Source organism: Robbsia andropogonis (assembly GCF_000970345.1).
GTDB classification, from domain to species: domain Bacteria; phylum Pseudomonadota; class Gammaproteobacteria; order Burkholderiales; family Burkholderiaceae; genus Robbsia; species Robbsia andropogonis.
Window position 1 is genome coordinate 297,768 of the sequence record NZ_LAQU01000001.1, and the last position, 20,584, is coordinate 318,351.

The following is a 20,584-nucleotide window of genomic DNA, read 5'->3' on the forward strand; positions in this document are numbered from 1 at the left end:
ATGCGCGCGTTGTGCTTTCAACGTCATTGTCCGCAGGCCGATGTGACGGACTGCCGATGCACGATAAGGTCAATCGTCGACGCCACCGTCATGCCACTGCCACGCAGTGGAAGCGACACCGGGTATCGACAGCAGACCGTTCGCGGCAGCGTATTGATATAACTCGGCATTGCTGCTGATACCGGCCTTGTGCATCGCGCTCATCTTCTGCGTACTGACCGTCTTGACACTGCGGTTCAAGGCCTGCGCGATGTGCTTTACCGGATCGCCATTAACGAAACGACGAATCACCTCGGCTTCCCGTGGGCTCCAGATCGCCGGTCGCGTCGTCTCGCTCTCCGGATAGCCCGCCTGCACCAACGCCGCCGTTATAGACGGCCCGCGGAATGTCCCGCCTTTCTGCACCATTTGAATCGCCGTGGGCACCAGGGCGAGATCGTCCATCTTGCTGAGGATGCCTTGCACGTTGAGCAACTGCAGGTTGCGTAACACACAAGCATGCAGGCACATCGTATGGACGATCAACTTGATGCGCGGATAATGCCGACGTAGATAACCGATCATCGTCAGTCCATCGCCATGAGGCCCCTCCCCCATGGCAAGATCGCAGATCAGTACATCGCACGGCGTACCGGCCAAGGCGTCGAACAGATCGACCGACCGCGAGTAGGCGCCGGTCACCACGACGTCGAACGGCGGCCGGTCGCGACGGGGTGAAGCGTATTTGACGGCGCCGCGCGCGCCTGTCCGCGCGGCAGTCTTGAGGCCGTCACGCATGCACGCTTGTGTGTATCCCCGATACGCCGCGATCGCTTCAAAGCCGCCACGCACGGCGAATAACGCACGCACCTCGCCAGCATCCTCATCGTCATCGATATCGCCATGATCGACCCGCGGCAATGCGGATCGCCGTGGCGCGCGCGCTGAGGGCATTGACGTGAAACCGTTCGTCGCGGGATGCCAGGCGGCGGGCGCCAACGGCCCCGCTGATGATGCCAGCGCCGGTGACGCGGACACGGACTGCTGCAATGACGAAACGGGCGGCGACGGCGGCCCATCTGCAGCCATTCCCCCCCGGTTGACGTCGACCACGATGCGGTCGGACATGCCATTCGGCGCGTCGATCGCATTGGGCACGATCCCGCGCGCCGCGCCGGCATCGCGCGGCTTTGCGCGCTCCTTGACACCCTGTGTCGCGCACGAGCGCGTCCCGTTGGCGACCTGGCCGGTGGGCGTACGCCCCTGCGCCTCGGATCGATACAGCCACTCCAACGCGAATGGCACGTCCAATATCATCGCCATGCCACATAGCGTGACATGGTGATCGTCCGCCAGCATCACCCGGATGGCGCACGCGCCTGCGTCCTCCCTTCCACTCATCGTTGCTCTCTCCTATCGCATTACACACGGTGCAACACACGCTTGAATGACATCGATGACGCAACGCCGTGGCATGTCCGACGGCACCGGTCCCTGCCCGAGGGATACCGACCGATCGGGCCTGGGGCGTGATAGACTCGATTATCGTTGTCAGCTCAATCGCATGCATATCTCATGAGGCCGCTTGCTCTCCGTTCAGGCGTCGATTGGATCGACGCGCCGGCCCCGCAAGCGTGGGACGCCGCCATCCTCGATGGCCTCGTTGGCATCCCCTTTTCGCGCCGGACCGGCACGGGTGCGAGGCGGTTCGAGGTATCCCCTCTTCGGCGTCGACTTGTCCGATTGATCGTGGGCGCGGTTTTGGTCTGCCGCATGACGCTGCCATCCGCCTACGCCGCACCGCCTTTCTCCATCAGCAGTCCGGATTTTGTACCGGGCATGCCGCTGGACGTAGCGCAGATCGGTCTCGACTGCGGAGGGAAGAACCGATCACCCGCCGTGCAATGGCGCGATGCCCCCGAGGGCACGACCTCCTTCGCCATTACGTTCTTCGATCGCGATTCCCCTGGGCATGGCTGGTGGTTTTGGGCCGTCGCGGGTATCCCCGCCAGCATCAGTCAACTGCCCGCCAATGCGGCGGCGTCTGGTGCCCTCGCCGCGCTCGGGGCGGTACAAGCGCGCAACGACGCAAGCGAAGGGGGATACACCGGCCCCTGCATGACGAACCGCCCCAGCGGCGAACTCCCGCAAAAGCCAGTCGACCACCCCCTTTGGGCCACCGCGCCGTACGCCGAAACGCACCGATACATATTGACCGTCTACGCCATGAAAGGGCCGATTGGTCATGTTGCACAAGGCTTGCCGGCGCCGTTCTTCGAGCATGAAATCGCGAATGACGCGATTGCGCAAGCCAGTATCGAAGTGCGCGCCGTGCCGCCGGTCTTCTCGGAACCCTGAAGGAAGCCGCGCGATGTAGTCTGGCCGTGGCTTTCAGGCGGCACGGCCCGTCACGACAATGTCCTGCCGTCGTTGGCGGCTTTTGCAGAAAACCGGACAAATGCCTCACGGTTGGCTTTAAAATACAAGGGTGCGCGTTGCGACGAGCGATGCGCGCCGATGCGCCGTGTGTGGCGTTCCCATGACGTGATAGAGGAAGCGCAATGAGCTTCAAAGTGTTTGTCGACGGGCAGGAAGGCACGACCGGCCTGCGGATTTTCGAATACCTGAGCGCGCGCGCCGATATCGAGATCCTCCGTATCGATGAAGACCGACGCAAAGACCCGGAAGCACGTCGTACGTTGATCGACGCATCCGATGTCACCTTCCTGTGCCTGCCCGACGTCGCGTCGCGGCAGTCGGTCGAATTGGTGACGAATCCGCATACGTGCATCATCGATGCCAGTACCGCATTTCGTACCGATCCGAACTGGGCATACGGCCTGCCGGAACTAGGCGCTGCCTACCGTGACGCCATCCGCGGGAAAAAGCGCATCGCAGTGCCAGGGTGCCATGCGTCCGCCTTCGTCCTGAGCGTGCATCCGCTGGTCAAGGCGGGGATCGTGCCGGCATCCTATCCGGTGTCCGCCTATTCGTTGACCGGCTATAGCGGCGGTGGCAAGAAGATGATCGCTGATTACCAGTCGATTCCGCTCTCCCCCGCATTGGAAGGTCCGCGTCCGTACGCGTTGGAATTGAAACACAAGCACTTGCCGGAAATGAAGGCGCATGGTGGGCTGGACGCGGCGCCGATCTTCACGCCGATCGTCGGCAACTTCCTCAAGGGTCTGGCGGTCACGACTTATTGGCATCCGCGCCAGTTCGCCCGAAAAGCCGACGTGGCCGATATCCACGCCTGCATGCGCGCGCATTACGCCGACGAACACTTCATCAACGTCCGTCCGATCGGCGCGGCCGATAATCTCGATGGCGGCTTCTTCGACGTGCAAGCGTGCAACGACACCAACCGCGTCGATCTGTTCACCTTCGGCGATGAAGACCGCATCGTCACGATTGCGCGGCTCGATAACCTCGGCAAGGGGGCCGCCGGCGCCGCCATCCAATGCATGAACCTGCACCTGGGTTGTGCCGAGAATCAGGGTCTGGCGCGGGATTGATCCGTCGCGCGGCATAACCAACGAGCGTCTTCGGACGCTTATTTTTTTACTTCCCGCTAACAGCGCCGATTTTTTCCGCCATCCTCCCGAAACCTTGACCTGTCGAGTGTTACCTATTTGACTCATCAGGGATAATACCGAATCGAAAAAGCACGATCGTTCGTCGTATTATCACTTGCAGCCACATCTAATAAACGGGCACCCCCGCCTGAGGCTCAAGGTACAAGGAGACAGCAATGACAATCCGCCAAGCGTGCGCGTTCACCGCGCTCACCGCCTGTGCATGCGGTATCAGCACCGCGGCAATGGCGCAATCCGCCGGCAGCTTTACGGTCAATGCCGGTTGGTTTCATCTGGCGCCTCAGGATTCAAGCAAGCCGTTGACGGTCAGCGCGCGGGGCACGTCCACGACGGTCGCCAATACCGGCGCGAGTGTCAGCAATGCGAACACGGCCGGCCTCACGCTGAACTATTTCGTCACCGATCACATTTCGGTCGAAGGCGTGTTCGGTTATCCGCCGAAAATGAAGCTGAATGGTCAGGGCAGATTGTCTTCGCTAGGAGAACTGGGCACGGCGAACGAGTGGAGCCCGACCTTGCTTGTGAAATACAACTTCTTCAAGCCCGAGGCGAAATTCCGTCCCTACCTGGGTGCGGGTGTGTCATACGTCTGGTACTCGAACGTCAAATTGTCGGGCCAGATGGCCAACGGTGCATTCCTTGCCGCGCAGAGTCCCTTGCTGGTCGGGAAGACCAGTGCGGACCTGAGCAGCTCATTCGCACCCGTGATCAATGCCGGTGCGTCATATAAGTTCGACAAGCATTGGTCCATCGGTGCATCGGTCTCCTACATGTGGCTGAACACGGACGCCACGCTGACGACGCAGTCAGCAGTGGGCACGGTGACCAGCAAGACCCGATTGCGCGTGAACCCGCTTGTGACCTTCGTGTCCGTGGGCTATACGTTCTAACACCGGCAAAAAAGCGGCGACCGCGGAAACCCCGTCGCGTCGCCGCGAGAACAGTTTTGTGGCGCGGATCGCATCGATGGCGCGATTCGGACAGGCGCGCCGTCCGGGATAGGGGCACAATACAGGTTTGAGCGCGCGACGGCTTCGGCCCCGCGCTCAAGCCGCTCCCCTGCCGACACCTTGACCATGCCCGCACAGCCCACGCCTTCCTTGATCATCCAATTTCCCCAGCATCGTCTTAATGACATGGCCGGCGATCCGTATTGGATCGATGTCACACGCGACGAAGCGCGTCAGTGGGTAGAACGCCTTGAGATGCGGCTCGCAGCCATGCCGGATTTCACCGATACCGCACCGATCGAAGTCACGCTGCGCTAAGTATCGCGCGGACCGCCGAGTTGCCACTGGCAGCGTGGCATTGCGCTTGCAGCGCCACTATATGCCCCACGCGCCTCTCTCATCTTTTTCACCAGCCTGCCCGGTCCCACCCATGCCTCAGTCCGCAACGCCTTCCGCGCTGCGTTTCCAGCAAGCGTTGTTCGCGATGATCGGTATCGCTCTCGTCAACATGCTGGTTGCGCTCGATCAGACTGTCGTCAGTACCGCTTTACCATCCATCATCTCCGAGCTGAAAGGCTTCGAGTATTACGCCTGGATCGCCAATGCCTACTTGCTGGCATCGATCGCGACGGTGCCGATCTTTGGGCGTATCGGTGATTTCTTCGGTCGCAAGCCGTTTGTCGTCGCGGCGGTGATTGTCTTCACCGTCGCTTCCATCCTGTGCGGTCTGGCGACGAACATGCTGTTCCTGGTACTGGCGCGCGCCCTGCAGGGGATTGGCGGCGGCATGATGGTGGCCACGGCATTCGCGTCGATCCCCGATCTGTTTCCCGATGCGCGTGCCCGCGTGCGGTGGCAGGTCGTGATGGCCGCCGCGTACGGCATCGGTACGGCGGCCGGCCCGTCGTTGGGTGGGTTTCTGACCGAACAATATGGCTGGCGATCGACGTTCCTGATCAATTTGCCCGTGGGCGCCGCAAGCCTGTTCTGCATCATGCGCTTCCTCCCGAGGGTGCGGCACGTGCATACCGGACAAGTCAAGCTGGATATCGGCGGCGCGGTGCTGATCACCGTCGCGCTGGGGGCGCTGCAAATGTCCGTGGAGGCCATCCCTCGGGAAGGTTTGACGACCTACAACCTTTGGCTGCTGGGCATTGTCATCTGCAGTATCGCCGGACTGCTATGGTGCGAGAAGCGGGCGTCGCATCCCATCATCCCGCTGGACTTGTTTCGCAACGCAGAACTGGTGCGGCTGTTCATCATGTCCGTACTGGCCGGCTTCGTGATGTTCTCGTTGCTGTTCTTCACGCCGCTGCTGCTGCAAGGGGGTTTCGGCCTGTCGCCGCAACTGGCGGGCCTGCTGGCAACACCGCAAGCCGCGTTTATCGCGGTGGGCAGCGTCGTCAATACGTCGATCGTCATACGGTTGCGTCGGCCGGCCCTCACGTTGACGATCGGCTTTTCATTGATGCTGGCGTCGGCGATGGGCGTGATGGCCACGCAGTCCTACACGCCTCACTGGTTCCTGGTGCTGTCCGTCATGTTCGCCGGACTGGGCCTCGGTTTCACGCTGAACAATCTCAATATTTTTTCGCAAAATATCGCCGGCAAGGCCCGTTTCGGCATTGCCACCGCGCTGATGCAGTCGTCCCGGATGATTGGCGGCATGATGGGCACTACGCTGATTGGGGTGATGGTCACGCATAGCTACGAAAATGGCGTGGGCCGGCGACTGGCTGCCACGCTCGACACGCCGCTGCCGGAAGCCCTTGCCCAGCGGTTTCGCGATCCGCAGTTATTGGTCGATCCGGCCGCGCAGCAACAGGTCCTCGATGCGCTGCGAGAAATCGGTGTCGCGGGCCGTGCCCTGATCGCGACCAGCCGCGACGTGCTGGTGGGTTCCGTTCATATGGGCATGTTGCTGACGGCAGGCGCCGCGTTCATCGCCGTGCTGATGACGCGCAAGCTGCTGCACATCACCCTGCACGCAAAGCCCACCGCAGTGGTGCTCTCCACGTCAACATTGACCACAGAGGCGCATCCGCCCGAAACCATGCATCCGGACAACGCGGGCGAGACGCCATCGGCGGGGTCATCGGCCGCGCCATCCGCCCCGGCGGCACAACCCGCTCCGCCTTCCCCCGAAAAGACCGCCCCGAAGGCGTCGGATGAACAATAGCAACGATCATCGCGCAAGCGCGGCAAAGCGTCCGCCCTGGGACCGAAGGCACCACGATCGTCGTAAAACGCGATGCGATACACGCGCCGGGACCGACAGCGGCGGCAGGCAGTCGCTACAATAATGTTTTTGTCCCGACCTAACGTCGACGCACCCCGCGCGGCGTGATCTTCAGCAAGGTGCAACCCAAGATGCAGACGCAAACCAGCCATCGGATCCTGATTGTCGGCGGCGGTGCCGGGGGTCTCGAACTGGCCACGCAACTCGGCCGAAAGCTGGGCAAGCCAGGTACGGCCCACATCACGCTGGTCGACCGCAACGCCACGCACATCTGGAAGCCGATGCTGCACGAGGTTGCGGCCGGCAGCATGGATCCGTACATTCATCAGGTACAGTACGCGGCACAGGCGCATTGGAATCACTTCCAGTTCGAGCAAGGCGAGTTCGTTGCGCTGGACCGGGAAGCAAGGACGATCACGCTGGCGCCGCTAGTGTTCAGCGACAGCGGCGAGGACGTGGCGCTGTTGCCGGAACGTACGCTGCCCTATGACACGCTGGTGTTGGCAATTGGCAGCACGACGAACTTTTTCAATGTGGAAGGTGCCGAACAGCACGCGCTCGCACTCGACACCGTGGCGCAGGCGGAGCGTTTCCGGCGTCTGCTGATCAGCGCACTGGTGCGTGCGCCGGCCAAGGCCCAGCACAACGCGCGCCCGCTGGTCCGCGTGGCGATCATCGGCGGCGGCGCAACCGGCGTCGAACTGGCGGCCGAACTGCGCACGACGGCCAGCGAACTGCGCGATTTCGGTGTACATAAGCTGGACCCGTGGCAGGACGTGACCATCACGCTGATCGAAGGCAATGCGCGCATCCTGCCGGCGCTTTCAGAACGCGTGGCCACGGCGACCGCGCAGCAACTCAGCGAGCTGGGCGTGTCGATCCTGACGGGCGACGTCGTGGCGAAGGTCGAGGAAAACGTCGTGCAGACCAAGGGTGGCCAGTACATCCCGACCGATCTGACTGTGTGGGCTGCCGGCATCAAGGGCCCCGCGGTGCTTGGCACCTTGGCGGGGCTGAGCGTTACGCGCTCGAACCAGATCGACGTTCATCAGACGCTGCAATCGAAGGACGACCCGAACATCTTTGCGTTCGGTGACTGTGCCGCCTGCCCCTGGCCCGCCACTGGCCGCCTGGTGCCGCCGCGCGCGCAAGCGGCCAGCCAGCAGGCGGCGTTCCTTGCCAAGGCGCTACCCATGCACATGCGCGGTGAGGCACTGCCGCAGTACGTGTATCGTGATCTCGGCTCGTTGATTTCGCTGGGCCATTGGACCGCGGTGGGCAGTTTGATGGGCGGGGTCAGCGGCAAGAGCCTGTTTATCGAAGGCTTGCTGGCCCGCTTGATGTACGTGTCCTTGTATCGTAAGCACCTCATGGCCTTGACTGGCCCGATGCACGCCTTGCTCGACGCCATTGCGCAGCGGCTGCGCAAATCGTCGACGCCCCGCATCAAACTACACTAGCTACGTCCCCGTCGGCCGGTTTCCGCGCGGTATCCATGTCCGAAGACATCGCTGCGTTCGCACGAAAACCGACCTCGTTGCCACGTCCCGGCCCTGCCACCCTTTCTTTTTCCGCGACCGACGCGGTTTTCAAGTGGATTCGTCTTCGCGTTCGCCCTCTCCCGACGCCTCCCTGAGGGCCCTCTTGCTCGCCGTGCTTGCCTTGGTCATCGCCTCGGCCAACAGCACGGCGCCGTCCCCGCTGTACCACCAGTTACAGGTGCGGATGGGCTTTGACAGTACCATGCTAACCGTGATCTATGCGGTGCATTCGGCGGGCGTGCTGGTGACATTGCTGACCACGGGCCGTCTGTCCGACCGTCTGCCCGACCGGCGTGTCATCCTGATTCCGGCGTTGGTCTGCGTATGCATTGGCGCCGTATCGATGGCGTTCGCGCAGTCGATCGGGTGGCTGGTGGGAGGCCGGATTATTTCAGGCCTCGGCGTGGGGGCATTGACCGGTTCGGCCAGCGCCGCGATCGTCGAACTGGCGCCCGTCGAATTGCGCAAGCGTGCTGCCCTGTTCGGCACCAGCGCCATTACATTCGGCTGCGCATTGGGTCCGCTGCTGGATGCGGGCGCGCTGTGGATCGATGTGATCCCCACGCGGCTGTCCTTCCTGCTGATTGCGTCCGCCGGGCTGGCGACGGTGGTGGCGTTGACCCGCGTGTACTGGCCCGTTCGGGAAACGGTGCTCGACCTCGCGCCCGACGTGCAGGAAACAGACACTCTGGTAGTGCTGCCCCCGGCCTCGGCAACCGACGCATCGATTCCGTCGGCGTTCGCGCCGCTCGCGTCCGGGACGGGCGTGGACATCGTCGCCGACGCCTTCGAGGCGGCGCTGCAACACGGCGCAACGGTCCCGGTGGCAACCGCCGCAGCCGCCGCGGCTGCGGTGTCAGCGGGAGCGAATACGCCGCCCTCGGCGCCCGATGCTGCCACGGGCGCCCATGATACGCGGGACGCCGGCAAGACCGCGACGGCGGCGGCCCCGGCGAAATGGCAGGCGATGTCCAGTGCCCCGTTCCTGATCGCCTCGGCCGCGTTGGGTCTGGTGTGGTGCGCGGGCACGTTCGTCATGACGTTGACCCCGTCCCTTGCGGACACGCTGATGCAGATCCATGATCCGGCATCGATCGCACTGCTGCTGAGCCTGTTCCAACTGGTGACCGGCAGCACGCAGCTCGTCGCACGAAAAATGCCGCCGCATGGCGCCATCATCGGCGGTGTCGTGGTTGTCGCGGTGATGCTGGCCTTGTGCGCCACCGCCGCCTGGCTGAAGCTGCCGATGCTGTTCGCGGCCTCGATGGTGCTGCTTGGCGTGGGATATGGGGCCGCGTTCGTCGGCGCGGCTACCCTCGTCAATCATGCGGCGCCGGAACATGCCCGCGCGGCAGTGGTGTCCCTGTTCTACGTGATCGGCTACGTTGGCTGCACGATGCCGATCCTCGCCTTCGGCGTGTTGTCGGACTGGCTCGGCATATCCGCCGCCACGGCCATTTTCACGATCACGCTGGCGGGATGCGCGGCCATCATCTTCAGGGTCAGGGCGCGCATCGGCAACCAGTCGAGCAACGCGCCGGCGGCGGCTCTGTAGCAACCGGCGGAGAAACCCCGTTGGAAGCGGACGTGGATCGCCTAGTCGCCTTTCGCGCCTCCCGCGACATCGAAGCCGGACGCACGGATCGACTGATAGCGATCCTCCATCTCCTTGCGCAGCTGTCGCCGCAGTTGCGCCTTGCGGAACCGTTCCTGCTCCTCAACGGTCGACGGCTGCAATTGCGGCACTTCGACCGAGCGGCCCTCGTCGTCGACGGCCACCATCGTGAAATAGCAGCTGTTGGTATGGCGGACGACCTGGCTTCGGATATTTTCCGTGACGACCTTGATCCCGATTTCCATCGAGCTGCGTCCGGTGTAATTGACCGCCGCGAGAAAATGGACGAGTTCTCCCACGTGAATGGGCTGACGAAATACGACCTGATCGACGGACAACGTCACGACATATCGCCCCGCATAGCGACTCGCGCAAGCATAGGCAACGCCGTCCAGCAACTTCAGGACCGCGCCGCCATGGACGTTGCCGGAAAAATTCGCCATGTCCGGCGTCATCAACACCGTCATCGATAACTGGTGACTGGCCTCGTTCATCGTATTTTTCGTGTGTATTGGTGGGTTGAGCCATGACGGCGCCGTGTCTTCGAGCAAGACAGACAAGCGCCACGCGAGGACATCATACCGCGATGATCCTCCTGGCCCTTGATGCACAGAATCCTTACAAAGACTTTCCATCCCGGAAACGGATACCATCGGTCGACATCGTCGCCCCATTTTCCCTGGAGCTCTGTTTTGCCGGATTCCCCTACACCGCCATCCCCTTACCCCTCACCCGACAACGCCGCCGGAAAGACGGCCGGCGCGTCGGACCCGCAGACTAGGGAGCATGCCGATGCCGATCGCACTGCTGATATCGTGCTGGTGGCGCCGAGTCGGCGCAAGGTCATTTTCGCGGGGCTGATGCTGGCAATGGTTCTGGCCGCGCTGGATCAGAGCATTGTCTCCACGGCATTACCGGTCATCGCGAGCGACCTCGGCGGACTGGTGCATATGACGTGGGTCGTGACGGCCTTCATGTTGACCTCGACGATCAGCGCACCACTTTACGGCAAGTTGTCCGACATGTACGGGCGACGCCCCCTCTTCGCCATCAGCATCGTCCTGTTCCTGGTGGCATCGGGGCTCTGCGGCTCCGCGCAGACGATGATGCAATTGATCCTGTTTCGTGGCCTGCAAGGACTGGGGGCCGGCGGGCTGATGACGCTGTCGCAAACGGTTATCGGCAGCATCGTCACACCGACGGAACGCGGACGTTACCAGGGCCTGTTTACCGGGGCGTTTGCGGTCAGTAGTGTCGCGGGGCCGTTGCTTGGGGGGATAATCACGTCCCACGCGTCGTGGCGTTGGGTTTTCCTGATCAACGTGCCCATTGGCGTGGTGTCCCTGGCGCTGGTGATGTCCGCGCTACCAAAAGGGTTACGTGGCGGCCGCCATCGAATCGATTACGCCGGAGCCGCGTTGCTGAGCATCGGGACCGCGGCGCTCCTGCTGCTGCTCAACAGCGGTGGTGCGGCAACCGAGGTGGCGAGTGCTCACGCCAATGCCGCGATGGACGCGCTGCTGTCGCGAATCGGGCTCGGCCTGCTGGCCGTATTGGCGTTCGGCCTGTTACTGGTGGTGGAACATCGGGCGGCGGAGCCGATTCTCGATCTGACCCTGTTCCGATTGCCCCCCTACGCGATCAGCGTTGCCGCCTCCGGTTGCATGGCATTCGCGATGATGGGCTCACTCGTGTTCATGCCGCTGTACTACCAGTTGGTGTTGGGCCAGACGCCCGCCGAATCCGGGATGATGATGCTGCCACAGGTGATCGCGATGATGATCAGCTCAGTGGTGGGTGGCCGGATTTCGTCGCGAACGAAGCGCTTCACCCAACTGCTGGCGCTAGGCGTGTTCCTCGAATTCCTCGGTCTGGCACTGCTTGCCACGTGTGCGCATTTCGGCGCGCCCGTATGGGCGTTTCTCGCGGTGATGGCACTGCTCGGCATGGGCATGGGGATCGGCATGCCGAACGCCACCGTTGTCGTGCAAAACGCCGTACCCCCCACGTCCTTGGGCGCGGCCACCGCCTCCATGTCCTTCGTACGGTCGCTTGGCGGCTCGCTGGGCACGGCGCTGTCCGGCGGCGTCATGGCATTCGCCCTGCATCAGCGCCTGGCGTCTTTGCCTCTGGACGTGGATGTCACGACGTTGCTGGAGCATGGCATCAGCGCCATGCGTGCCTTGCCCGTCGCGCAACAGCACATGCTGGCGCACGCCTATCAAGGTGCCATCGGCACCAGCCTCATCACCGGCGGCTTCCTGATGTTCATCGCCTTCGTCATGGTTTTCCGCCTGAGCCGGCGCTCATCCGCCTGAGAACGCAAACGTGCGGGAGACGGCTCTGGTGCAAATAGGCGGCGCGAATCGGTTAGAGTATTGAGCCCAACAATCAGATGAACGCTGATGACCCTACCCCAGAAAATAGTCTCGTTGAAAACTAGAGAATCCGGCATTATTTGACTGGTCCGAACCGGGAAGAGATGCCATGAAGACGAGCAAGTTTACGGAGGCGCAAGCTGCGTCGCTCGCTCTGCATTCGCCAAATTCCCGAGAGCGAGTCGTCCTAAAAAGCGTACTTTCGCAGCACCGTTCGTTCCGCCTTGAACCGATCTGACTATGACAGATGCCAACGATGACATTGCCGTCAACACATATGCCGTTCCGGAAGTAAAATCATTGACTGCCTTGACGCCGTATTAAAGTGACTCCGTCAGCTTGCCCGCGCGCCAATTGCTGATCGCTTTATCCGCATCGGCATATAAAGAGATGAAACCACTAAGCCCACTCAAATAACTCGCTGCCACCTTCATATTCGCAAGAGTGGTTGCCGCAGCTGTCTCCGCGAAGCCGCCGAGCCATTTGTTGGGGACCTTTAGGCATGCCCCCACGAGTGACAACGTCGCACTCCCCAACGTTAGATACGTCGACGCCAGACTTATGGGTCTTCGCCGCCATTACGCTAAAATTTATCACCTCTATTATCAAAAGGGTTCCATAAAGTGCCTTGGCAGTAATCGCTTTTTGCTACCCCGGTACTCAACACTGGCTTTTACAAGGTTTTTCTAGCATGGGCACAGAACAAGATCGCCATCAAGCACGCGCGCGCGCCCGTCTTCTTGCGTATCGGTGCCAGAGCCCTTCGCAGCATGTACCGTATATAAACACGGCAATCGCAAGGACTTAACCCCAGATAATCAAATTAACAGCGAAAAACTTGGAAATACTACAGCAATATTTCTAAATCGCGAAATTTGAGAAATAAAATACAAAAAATCTCTTCAACAATCGCTTTTAAAATTATAAATCTGTAATTTATTTTGGATTATATCGAAAGATAGAAATTCCCATATACAATGTATCACCGGCTCGTCGATCACGATTCGATTCTCTTGGCAGATTTATGAACGAGGGTCTCTTCCAACCGTAGGCTGAGAAAATTCGATCTGCTAATTTCCTAGCTTTTGAGAACCTTGACCCGACTCGCCACGTAATAAATACAGCCATCGCCAAAGTGATGAGAAGCAACCATCCCATCATAATATTTATCGAAAGCCATTCATTGTTGTACTTGAAATAATTTATTAACATCCCAACAATATATACAACGACAAACCCGGATCCATAAAGCGCTCCAACAAACTTTAAAGCATATACATAGAACGCAGCACTGCCTCGCTCACAATGCGGATATACCGCAATTAAGCCATCAGCGACTCGCCTAATCGCAAAACCTATCCATCGACCGTTTATTTTCTCTGCAACGACTTCGACTTCATCACCGTCTTTAAATTCGCTATGCCATACCCAAGCCTCTACGCGCTCATCCTCCAAATCAAATGTCATTAATTCCCCGTCGTCGGCAGTGAAATCGTCCGATGCGCTCAAACCGATCGCAATCCCACCTAATCCCATCGCCGCTGCCGCTACTGCGGTACCTTGCAAAGCTTGTTTGTCATCCGCAGTAAAAAGAGCCTCGCGTGACTCGATCCGGACATGCAACTTACTTATACGGCCCTTGAGCACGGTTGTACCTTGCGGCCCTTCAATTTTTTGTGTCATTCTCGAAACCCTGTGAGGTCATAGCTTTGTGAAATTCCAATCGTTGTTTCTCGATGTCCCATTCGCCCCATGGGGCCTTACCGAAAACACATCGGCTAATCCAATTTTGCAAATCATTCGGGAGGAAATAATTCAGGCCAACTTGAACAATAAGAATTAGGACAGCGATTTCCCAACCTGAGGCTATGACTAAAAGGCGTCCCATCATCATTAATGCCGCCCTTGAGGCAAGTTGCTCGGTAACTACTTCGCCCGCAGCTTCTGAAAGCGCGGTGGCCGCAACTTTGCGCGCGGCACTTGCAGCGGCGTCTTTACCAGCTCCTGCCGCAAGCTGCGTCGCTCGCTCTGCATTCGCCAAATTCCCGAGAGCGAGTCGTCCTAAAAAGCGTACTTTCGCAGCACCGTTCGTTCCGCCTTGAACCGACCTGACTATGACAGATGCCGATGATGACATTGCCGTCAACACATATGCCGTTCCGGAAGTAAAATCATTGACTGCCTTGACGCCGTATAAAAGTGACTCCGTCAGCTTGCCGTCGCGCCAATTGCTGATCGCTTTATCCGCATCGGCATATAAAGAGATGAAACCACTAAGCCCACTCAAATAACTCGCCGCCACCTTCATATTCGCGAGAGTGGTTGCCGCAGCTGTCTTCGCAAAGCCCCCCAGCCATTTGTTCGGGACATTTAGGCATGCCCCCACAAGTGATAACGTCCCACTCCCCAATGTTAGATAGTCGGCACCAGACTTATGGGGCTTCGCCGCCATTACGCTAAAATTTATCAACTCTATTATCAAGAGGGTTCCATAAAGTGCCTTGGCAGTAATCGCTTTTGCTACCCCGGTGCTCGCGTTATTTTCCGCATCGACATAGAGTGCCTGGACCACCTCACTTCGCCGCTCTCGGGATAGCTGCTCGAGTGCGGTTGTCCTTGCCTCGAGCGCAGCAACCCCTTTTGCCAAGGCTGCTTGCTCGTATTCCGCAAGTTTTCCGGCAATGCTCGCTTCCCAAGTAGCTACTTCGGCAATGAGTTTTTTCGCATCTTCTAAAGCGATACCGGCCCGGACAAGCAGGGCTCCTTTGATCGCCACGCCCCCGACCGTATTGGAGATGGGACCGAGGAATTTGACTAAATTTCGTCCCGCCCAGAGCATCAGGCGTTCGGCACCTATCGCCTTCACAGCTTTCTCTGTGCCGGAGATCGCTGTCTCATGCTTTGCGACTTCCTCCATCTTTTCGTAAAGCTTGCTGAACGACTTTATATACCCCATGTACAAATAAAGCGTCGCTTGGTGGTCTGCAACCCACGCCTGCGGATCATTAGCGGCCGCCACAACCAACTGCTTTACCTCTTGACGCGTCTCTGCCTGGTTATATGCGAAAGCGCGCCAGAAGTAACTTTTATCATCCGTTGCATCGAAGTTTTTAACGTATTTCTCGATGATAGCTTGCCCGACCGCTGTTCCAGAAAGCCCCGAGAATGCCGTGTCGATTACTCGAACAAATGCTAGTCCGTCAGCAATATTTGCCTGATCGTAGTCATGTAAGGCGTGCAAAAAAACGTCGGAACCAATCCAAGATCCGACGTCGACCGTTCGCTGCGACTGTATGTGCGTACACTCGCTGCTCGCTGTGTCCAAACCATTTTTAAATTTATTGGGCCATGCCTTATCTTTCAAGTAAGAAACGTAGTCTTTCCATGCGCTATCACCTGCTTCCTTGACCTCCGCCGGCGTAAGCTTGCCCGCGTCATTGATCATTTCCTGCGCGCCGGGGCGCGAGAGTGCCATGGGATCGTCAACGCCACCGCCCGCCAACGCCATTGTCATCCAGGTCTTCCGCCACCGGCTCTTTGACTGGGCCGCCCCGCTGCGCACCGCCGCCTCAGATGCCCCGATCAACTGCACCGCATCCACGCGCATATCCTGCGAACTCGTGTACTGCATCAACACGCCCGCCGGATCATTGCTAAACCCATTCAGTTCATGCGTAATACCAATACCATCCCACAACCCCAAAAGCATCGGCGTATACGGCTTACCCGAGGGCCGGTGACCGATGTGCTCCATCAACTTCAGCGTCTCGGCGCTAACCGACACCGTCGACGCTTGACGCATATGAAGCGGGTAACGGGTCGACGCTTGTCGCCAAACATTCGAATCTTTGACTACCCCGTCCGCATCCGCATTAAAAACAGGCGCGCTCGGCTGCAGTTTTTTCGGGTCTATACCAGGATGATATTCAACAACGGTCTCGATACCAGCGGTCGTCGCAGCCACGGCATGCCCGTGCTCACCCTTGCTGCCACCAAAGCTCCCATCGCCGGATGTGATCCAGCTAGAAGGCTTGATCATCTGCATACGCTCGCTGCGAATTTTCGCATTCGATGCGTATTGTTTAAACGTATCGTCAACCCAGGCGTGCTCAGAGAACGCCACATACACTTTGGTGGCTTTTTCCGGCCGCTCAATCACAAGCAACGCCATAGGCACCGCAACAGAATGTGCGGCGCACGACATATGGATCTTCGGCTCGGGAGGAAGCGGCGGCGGGTTCAACTTCCACAGCAAGCCATCCGCCGTGACCTGATACGCTTCCCAATAATGCTTCCCACGCGCGCCTTGTTCGTAGAATACGTACACCCACCCTTCTCGAAGCGTGCGAAGGCTATAACGATGCATCGTCAAGGGGACGTCGAGAACGCCGGGCCCCGTCATGCCGGCGGGAAGTATCCCGGGCATTGTGGTGGGCACCACCGCATATCGCACCGGTAAGATAGCAAGGCCCGCCTTTTGGCAATTCACGCAAGATACAACGCCACCTATTGTTTTATCCATGGTTCATACCTTCATATCGCCCACGCGTAATCATGTCTTTACGCTGCCAATCACACGTTGTTGCCCGTCGCGTTCCTCGACTGTATTGCGCCTCTGCGCCTCCAGCCATCTGCCGCCCTTGATATCCTCTATCTCGGTATCACTGAGCACGGAGATCGCTTCTGCGTAGAATGTTTCCGGGCCAACTTCACCCAAGGCCCTCTCCACCGCAGGATGCTCGTAAAATCGCGGATGCCAGATCAATGCGTGACTGACAAAGAGCGCCGCATCGGCAGCGTCCTCTAACTCCAATACGTCCGCTCTCTCTGCTGCTGCGATTGCCGTATCGACGCTCACGGGCCGCACTGTGCCACCGTCAAATGCAAATCGTGCCAGTGCTTTATTCACAAGCCCATGCCGACGGATCGCAGGCCATTGCGCCGCGGCAATACTCATCCCGGCCATGGACGGCTCGGACACTTCGTATGTCGTCAAGTCGCCCACGGCATCCAGGGACAGCCAGGTCGTCACGGGACCTAATAACCCTTGCCGTTGTCGCATCGTTAACATCGGCCAAAGCAATGCTAAGGCGCGGTTATCGTAGAAACGAAGCAATGTTGCTCGTTCTCGTTCGTCGCGCTGCAAAATTAAATTGCCCCAATACGCCGCCAGTGCTTCTGGTGTCTCTTGAGTAACGATCCAACCTCCGATACGCTGCCCGGCGCCGCGCGCCATCCGATCTGCCGTCCGATCGGACAAGACAGTGTTAATGCTACGTTCGAGCAACGTCCTTACTTCCGGAATCTCAATATCCAATTCAATCAAGTACGGACAGTCTGACGACGGAAACAAGTCGTGCTGCACCAAGATTGAACTGGATGACAAACCGCGAAACGACGGCTCCGCATCCAATGACTCAAGCGGCGACGCCGCGGGGTCGACGACGATTAAAAGGCGTGCGTCTTCCATCCGCGCCAGTTGTTTTTGGATTGCCGCTCGAATTTGCTTCTTTAGATTTTCTGGATCGGACACTGACGTTGGTCTCTCACACGCATGTTGTCTTGAAATTTATTCGACATCGCACTGATTAATCCAGCGTGAGCGCTGAGGCACTATCCGCGCTAGCACTCGCTGATTTCCACGAACATCCTGGCGCGGTACTCTTCAACGTATCGTTGACGCGCATCATGGCTGGGCCGACCTTATTAAAAGCCTGTGATTTGAACGTCAGGTCACCAGGAGTGCCATGCTCGATCATATTTTCGCCAAGCTTGATGTAGGACCCACCAGCCCCGATCCAGATCTCTTTACTCGCAGATATGACGATCTTTCCTTCCGTGCTGGTGATCGTTAGATCTTGCGCAGACTTCAACGTCATTGCGTCGCTTTGCGCCTGAATCTGCACCGGACCTTTCGCGGCAAACAATTTCATGCCGGCGTTCTGGACGAAAATGCTGATTTTCTCCGCAACACTTGCTAGCAGAGACTGGCCGGCCACAACGTGTGTATTTTCACCGCTGACGATATTGACGTGCGTACTGCCCGAAAGCTGCGCTGTTTGTTGCGATGACACCGCAACGCTCTCCGGGCTGCCGATTACAATCACAGGACGCGAGAAACCGGCTGCATCGCCCGTGCCGCCTCCAGCGGTACTGCCACCACCACCGCCGATTGCACCAGAATCCGTGTGCTGTGTCGCATCAACCAAGCTCCCAGCAGCGCTTTTAGCGCCGTCCAACGACTCGGCCTGATTGGCACTACTCGCGCTCGACATACGCTCGACAAGTGTTTTAACGCTTGTCAATTGCGTACGCGCTTGCGTTGTGTCATACGGCTGTATTCCCGAAGTAGCGTAAGTCGAAACAAACAGCCCTTGCGTGGCCCTAATGGCACCATAAGCCCGCGACTTCAAATCAAAGCCACTGCCCAGGTACTGCCCCCGCGTGTTACCTTCGTGCGCGACTTGATATCCTAGGTGCAGCCCTGTATCTGCCGTACTCGAATAAAGCTGCGTGCGACTCTGGCCGGTGGCATCGTCCATCACCAATTGGTTATAGCCATCCCCGCTGTGCTCCTTTGACCGATAACCCGACAGCAGTCCGTTCGAATGCCAATTTGGCGTCTTCAAACCGTTGTATACGCGCCCCGTCACAATCGGCCTGTCACAATCCCCGTCGACCCAATCCACCAAGATTTCTTCGCCCACGCGGGGCACGTGCACACCGCCGTAACTGCCACCCGTATCCGACATCGCCACCCGTAGCCAACACGAGGCATTTTCGTCTCCGCTATTCAGCCGGTCCCACTCGAATTTGCCCTTGATGCGGTTCAGCGAATCCGTGTAGACCTCCGAGCCCGCAGGTCCCGTCACGGTCGCCGTCTGAATCCGCATCTGCGGCTTCCTGTGCTCGAACGGGCTGCGGTACGGCACACTCATGCGCTGCGCTTCAACCAGCGTCAGGAAGAAGCCGGCGCTCCCACCGCTCGCGGACGCACTCAGTTTTGCGTTCCCGGTCTTCTCAGCCCCCAGTTGGTCACCGAGGTAGTCTGCACGCGCATCGGCTATCTCCGTCTCCAGGCTCCCGGGCAATGGTCGGGTGTTGCCCGTCAACAAGTTATTTGCGATAAACCACCGCACGTCGATGGCGAGAAACTCACGTTCCTGCTGCCCATCATTCTGATGGTCCGGATGATTTCGCAACTCGAAATATCGGCCCGCGTCCATCCGGCGGATACTGCCCGCGCCATGAAACCGCTTGGCCCGTGACTCCATCTCCTCCATCCGCAAGGTAGCCAGATGGTCGCCACGCTTATAGTCGGGCCACGTATATTTGCCGGTGTATTCGTAGACTTCGGTCTGCTGCGGCAAATCGCCCTGGTTAGGTAGGGTATCCTTGCTGCGCGCCTTGCTTGAGCCCGGGGACTTGTAGTCGCCGGTGACACCGGTATAGCGCGTGCTCTGCAGCCTGCGGGTGCCGGACCAATGCGAAAATCCTTCCACCTCGGCGTCCATCTGTGCACGGGAGAAATCGATCTGACCGGGCTGCAGTTCGTCGCAGTAGTAGTTGTAGTCCGTGATGATCATCGTGTGGGACTGCCCATCCGGCGACTGCTCGAAGTAGAACCACAATCCCTCCGACTCCAGGAGCCGGTGCACGAAGTTCCAGTCGTCCTCGTACTGCATGCAGAACGAGCGTTGCGGCAAGGGATCGCGCAGTTCCCCGAACAGCTTGAACTTGAATCTGCCCCGTGCCTGAGGATGCGCATTAAACACGTCAGTCAGTATGTCGATGACCGTCTTACCTTGCCAGATCCTGGCATCCTTACGAAAGCGCAGGAAGTGAAGCCAGGACGCAAATTCCAGCTGCGTATGGACGAGCCCACCGTCCATGCCAAGGCGACGCACTGTATGCACGTAACCATGATGCGGCTTGTACGTCTTGTCGTTCTGGCGCATCCAAAGCGTGACGGGCTGTGCGATCAACTGCTTGAGTTCGAGCTTGCGCGACGTTGACACCATGTCGACCGTGAAGGCGTAACCGCGACCGATGCGTGAGTGCCCTACCGCGCGCAATGGCATCAATACATCCTTTCCCGCCGGGGTATCGAGCTTCAGCGGCCGGTTGTTCTGTACCCCCAGCGGGTTACCGGACTGGATCTGCTCGTAGACATCCATGATTTTTGAGTTCGTTTCACAGCGCGGTTACGCGCTGTTGGTCATCGTTTTCATTAAAGCCGGCTTGGCTTAGGGAAATAGCGGGTAGCGCTGTCTATCGGCTCCTGAG

Annotated in this window: 14 protein-coding genes; 8 read left to right on the plus strand and 6 right to left on the minus strand. The window is 59.1% G+C overall.

What is annotated here, in order from left to right; all coding sequences use genetic code 11:
• Window positions 1-69 precede the first annotated feature (69 nt).
• Entirely contained in the window at window positions 70-1,380 is a 1,311-nt protein-coding gene (locus tag WM40_RS27575) for a LuxR C-terminal-related transcriptional regulator (RefSeq protein WP_082102359.1), read from the minus strand.
• 174 nt (window positions 1,381-1,554) lie between these two features.
• On the opposite strand from WM40_RS27575, the gene WM40_RS01400 reads away from it, so the two are divergent.
• The 7 genes from WM40_RS01400 to WM40_RS27580 all read left to right on the plus strand — a co-directional run bounded on the left by WM40_RS01400 (window position 1,555) and on the right by WM40_RS27580 (window position 9,860).
• On the plus strand, window positions 1,555-2,337 hold the full coding sequence (locus tag WM40_RS01400) for a YbhB/YbcL family Raf kinase inhibitor-like protein (RefSeq protein WP_024902459.1): 783 nt from the start codon (window positions 1,555-1,557) through the stop codon (window positions 2,335-2,337).
• A 203-nt stretch (window positions 2,338-2,540) separates the two neighbouring features.
• Window positions 2,541-3,494: an N-acetyl-gamma-glutamyl-phosphate reductase gene (gene argC / locus WM40_RS01405; protein ID WP_024902458.1), complete on the plus strand. Its 954-nt coding sequence runs from the start codon at window positions 2,541-2,543 to the stop codon at window positions 3,492-3,494.
• Window positions 3,495-3,730: 236 nt separating this feature from the next.
• Window positions 3,731-4,465 carry an OmpW/AlkL family protein gene (locus WM40_RS01410; protein ID WP_024902457.1) on the plus strand — a complete coding sequence of 245 codons (735 nt, stop codon included), beginning with the start codon at window positions 3,731-3,733 and terminating at the stop codon, window positions 4,463-4,465.
• Between the two features lie 186 nt (window positions 4,466-4,651).
• Window positions 4,652-4,843, plus strand: a complete 192-nt coding sequence (locus WM40_RS28485) for a hypothetical protein (RefSeq protein WP_081764812.1) — start codon at window positions 4,652-4,654, stop codon at window positions 4,841-4,843.
• A gap of 112 nt (window positions 4,844-4,955) precedes the next feature.
• Entirely contained in the window at window positions 4,956-6,704 is a 1,749-nt protein-coding gene (locus WM40_RS01415; RefSeq protein WP_390173990.1) for an MFS transporter, read from the plus strand.
• 191 nt (window positions 6,705-6,895) lie between these two features.
• Window positions 6,896-8,224: an NAD(P)/FAD-dependent oxidoreductase gene (locus WM40_RS01420; RefSeq protein ID WP_024902455.1), complete on the plus strand. Its 1,329-nt coding sequence runs from the start codon at window positions 6,896-6,898 to the stop codon at window positions 8,222-8,224.
• A 133-nt stretch (window positions 8,225-8,357) separates the two neighbouring features.
• Window positions 8,358-9,860 carry an MFS transporter gene (locus tag WM40_RS27580; RefSeq protein WP_157685658.1) on the plus strand — a complete coding sequence of 501 codons (1,503 nt, stop codon included), beginning with the start codon at window positions 8,358-8,360 and terminating at the stop codon, window positions 9,858-9,860.
• A gap of 41 nt (window positions 9,861-9,901) precedes the next feature.
• Here the strand turns inward: WM40_RS27580 and WM40_RS01430 are convergent, their stop codons facing one another.
• A complete protein-coding gene (locus WM40_RS01430; protein WP_024902453.1) occupies window positions 9,902-10,414 on the minus strand; it encodes an acyl-CoA thioesterase in 513 nt (170 codons plus the stop codon).
• A 198-nt stretch (window positions 10,415-10,612) separates the two neighbouring features.
• On the opposite strand from WM40_RS01430, the gene WM40_RS01435 reads away from it, so the two are divergent.
• Complete coding sequence (locus WM40_RS01435; protein WP_236693332.1) at window positions 10,613-12,238, plus strand: MDR family MFS transporter; 1,626 nt, start codon at window positions 10,613-10,615, stop codon at window positions 12,236-12,238.
• Between the two features lie 996 nt (window positions 12,239-13,234).
• Here WM40_RS01435 and WM40_RS01440 read toward each other — a convergent pair.
• Genes WM40_RS01440 through WM40_RS01455 form a run of 4 tightly spaced genes read right to left on the minus strand, consistent with a single transcriptional unit; the run spans window position 13,235 to window position 20,475 of the window.
• On the minus strand, window positions 13,235-13,981 hold the full coding sequence (locus WM40_RS01440) for a putative type VI secretion system effector (RefSeq protein WP_046151914.1): 747 nt from the start codon (window positions 13,979-13,981) through the stop codon (window positions 13,235-13,237).
• A complete protein-coding gene (locus tag WM40_RS01445) occupies window positions 13,965-16,820 on the minus strand; it encodes a T6SS effector BTH_I2691 family protein (protein WP_046151915.1) in 2,856 nt (951 codons plus the stop codon). Before WM40_RS01445 ends, WM40_RS01440 begins: the two co-directional genes overlap by 17 nt.
• A gap of 30 nt (window positions 16,821-16,850) precedes the next feature.
• On the minus strand, window positions 16,851-17,831 hold the full coding sequence (locus tag WM40_RS01450) for a DUF4123 domain-containing protein (RefSeq protein ID WP_157685661.1): 981 nt from the start codon (window positions 17,829-17,831) through the stop codon (window positions 16,851-16,853).
• Between the two features lie 55 nt (window positions 17,832-17,886).
• On the minus strand, window positions 17,887-20,475 hold the full coding sequence (locus WM40_RS01455; protein WP_046151916.1) for a type VI secretion system Vgr family protein: 2,589 nt from the start codon (window positions 20,473-20,475) through the stop codon (window positions 17,887-17,889).
• Between the last annotated feature and the right edge of the window lie 109 nt (window positions 20,476-20,584).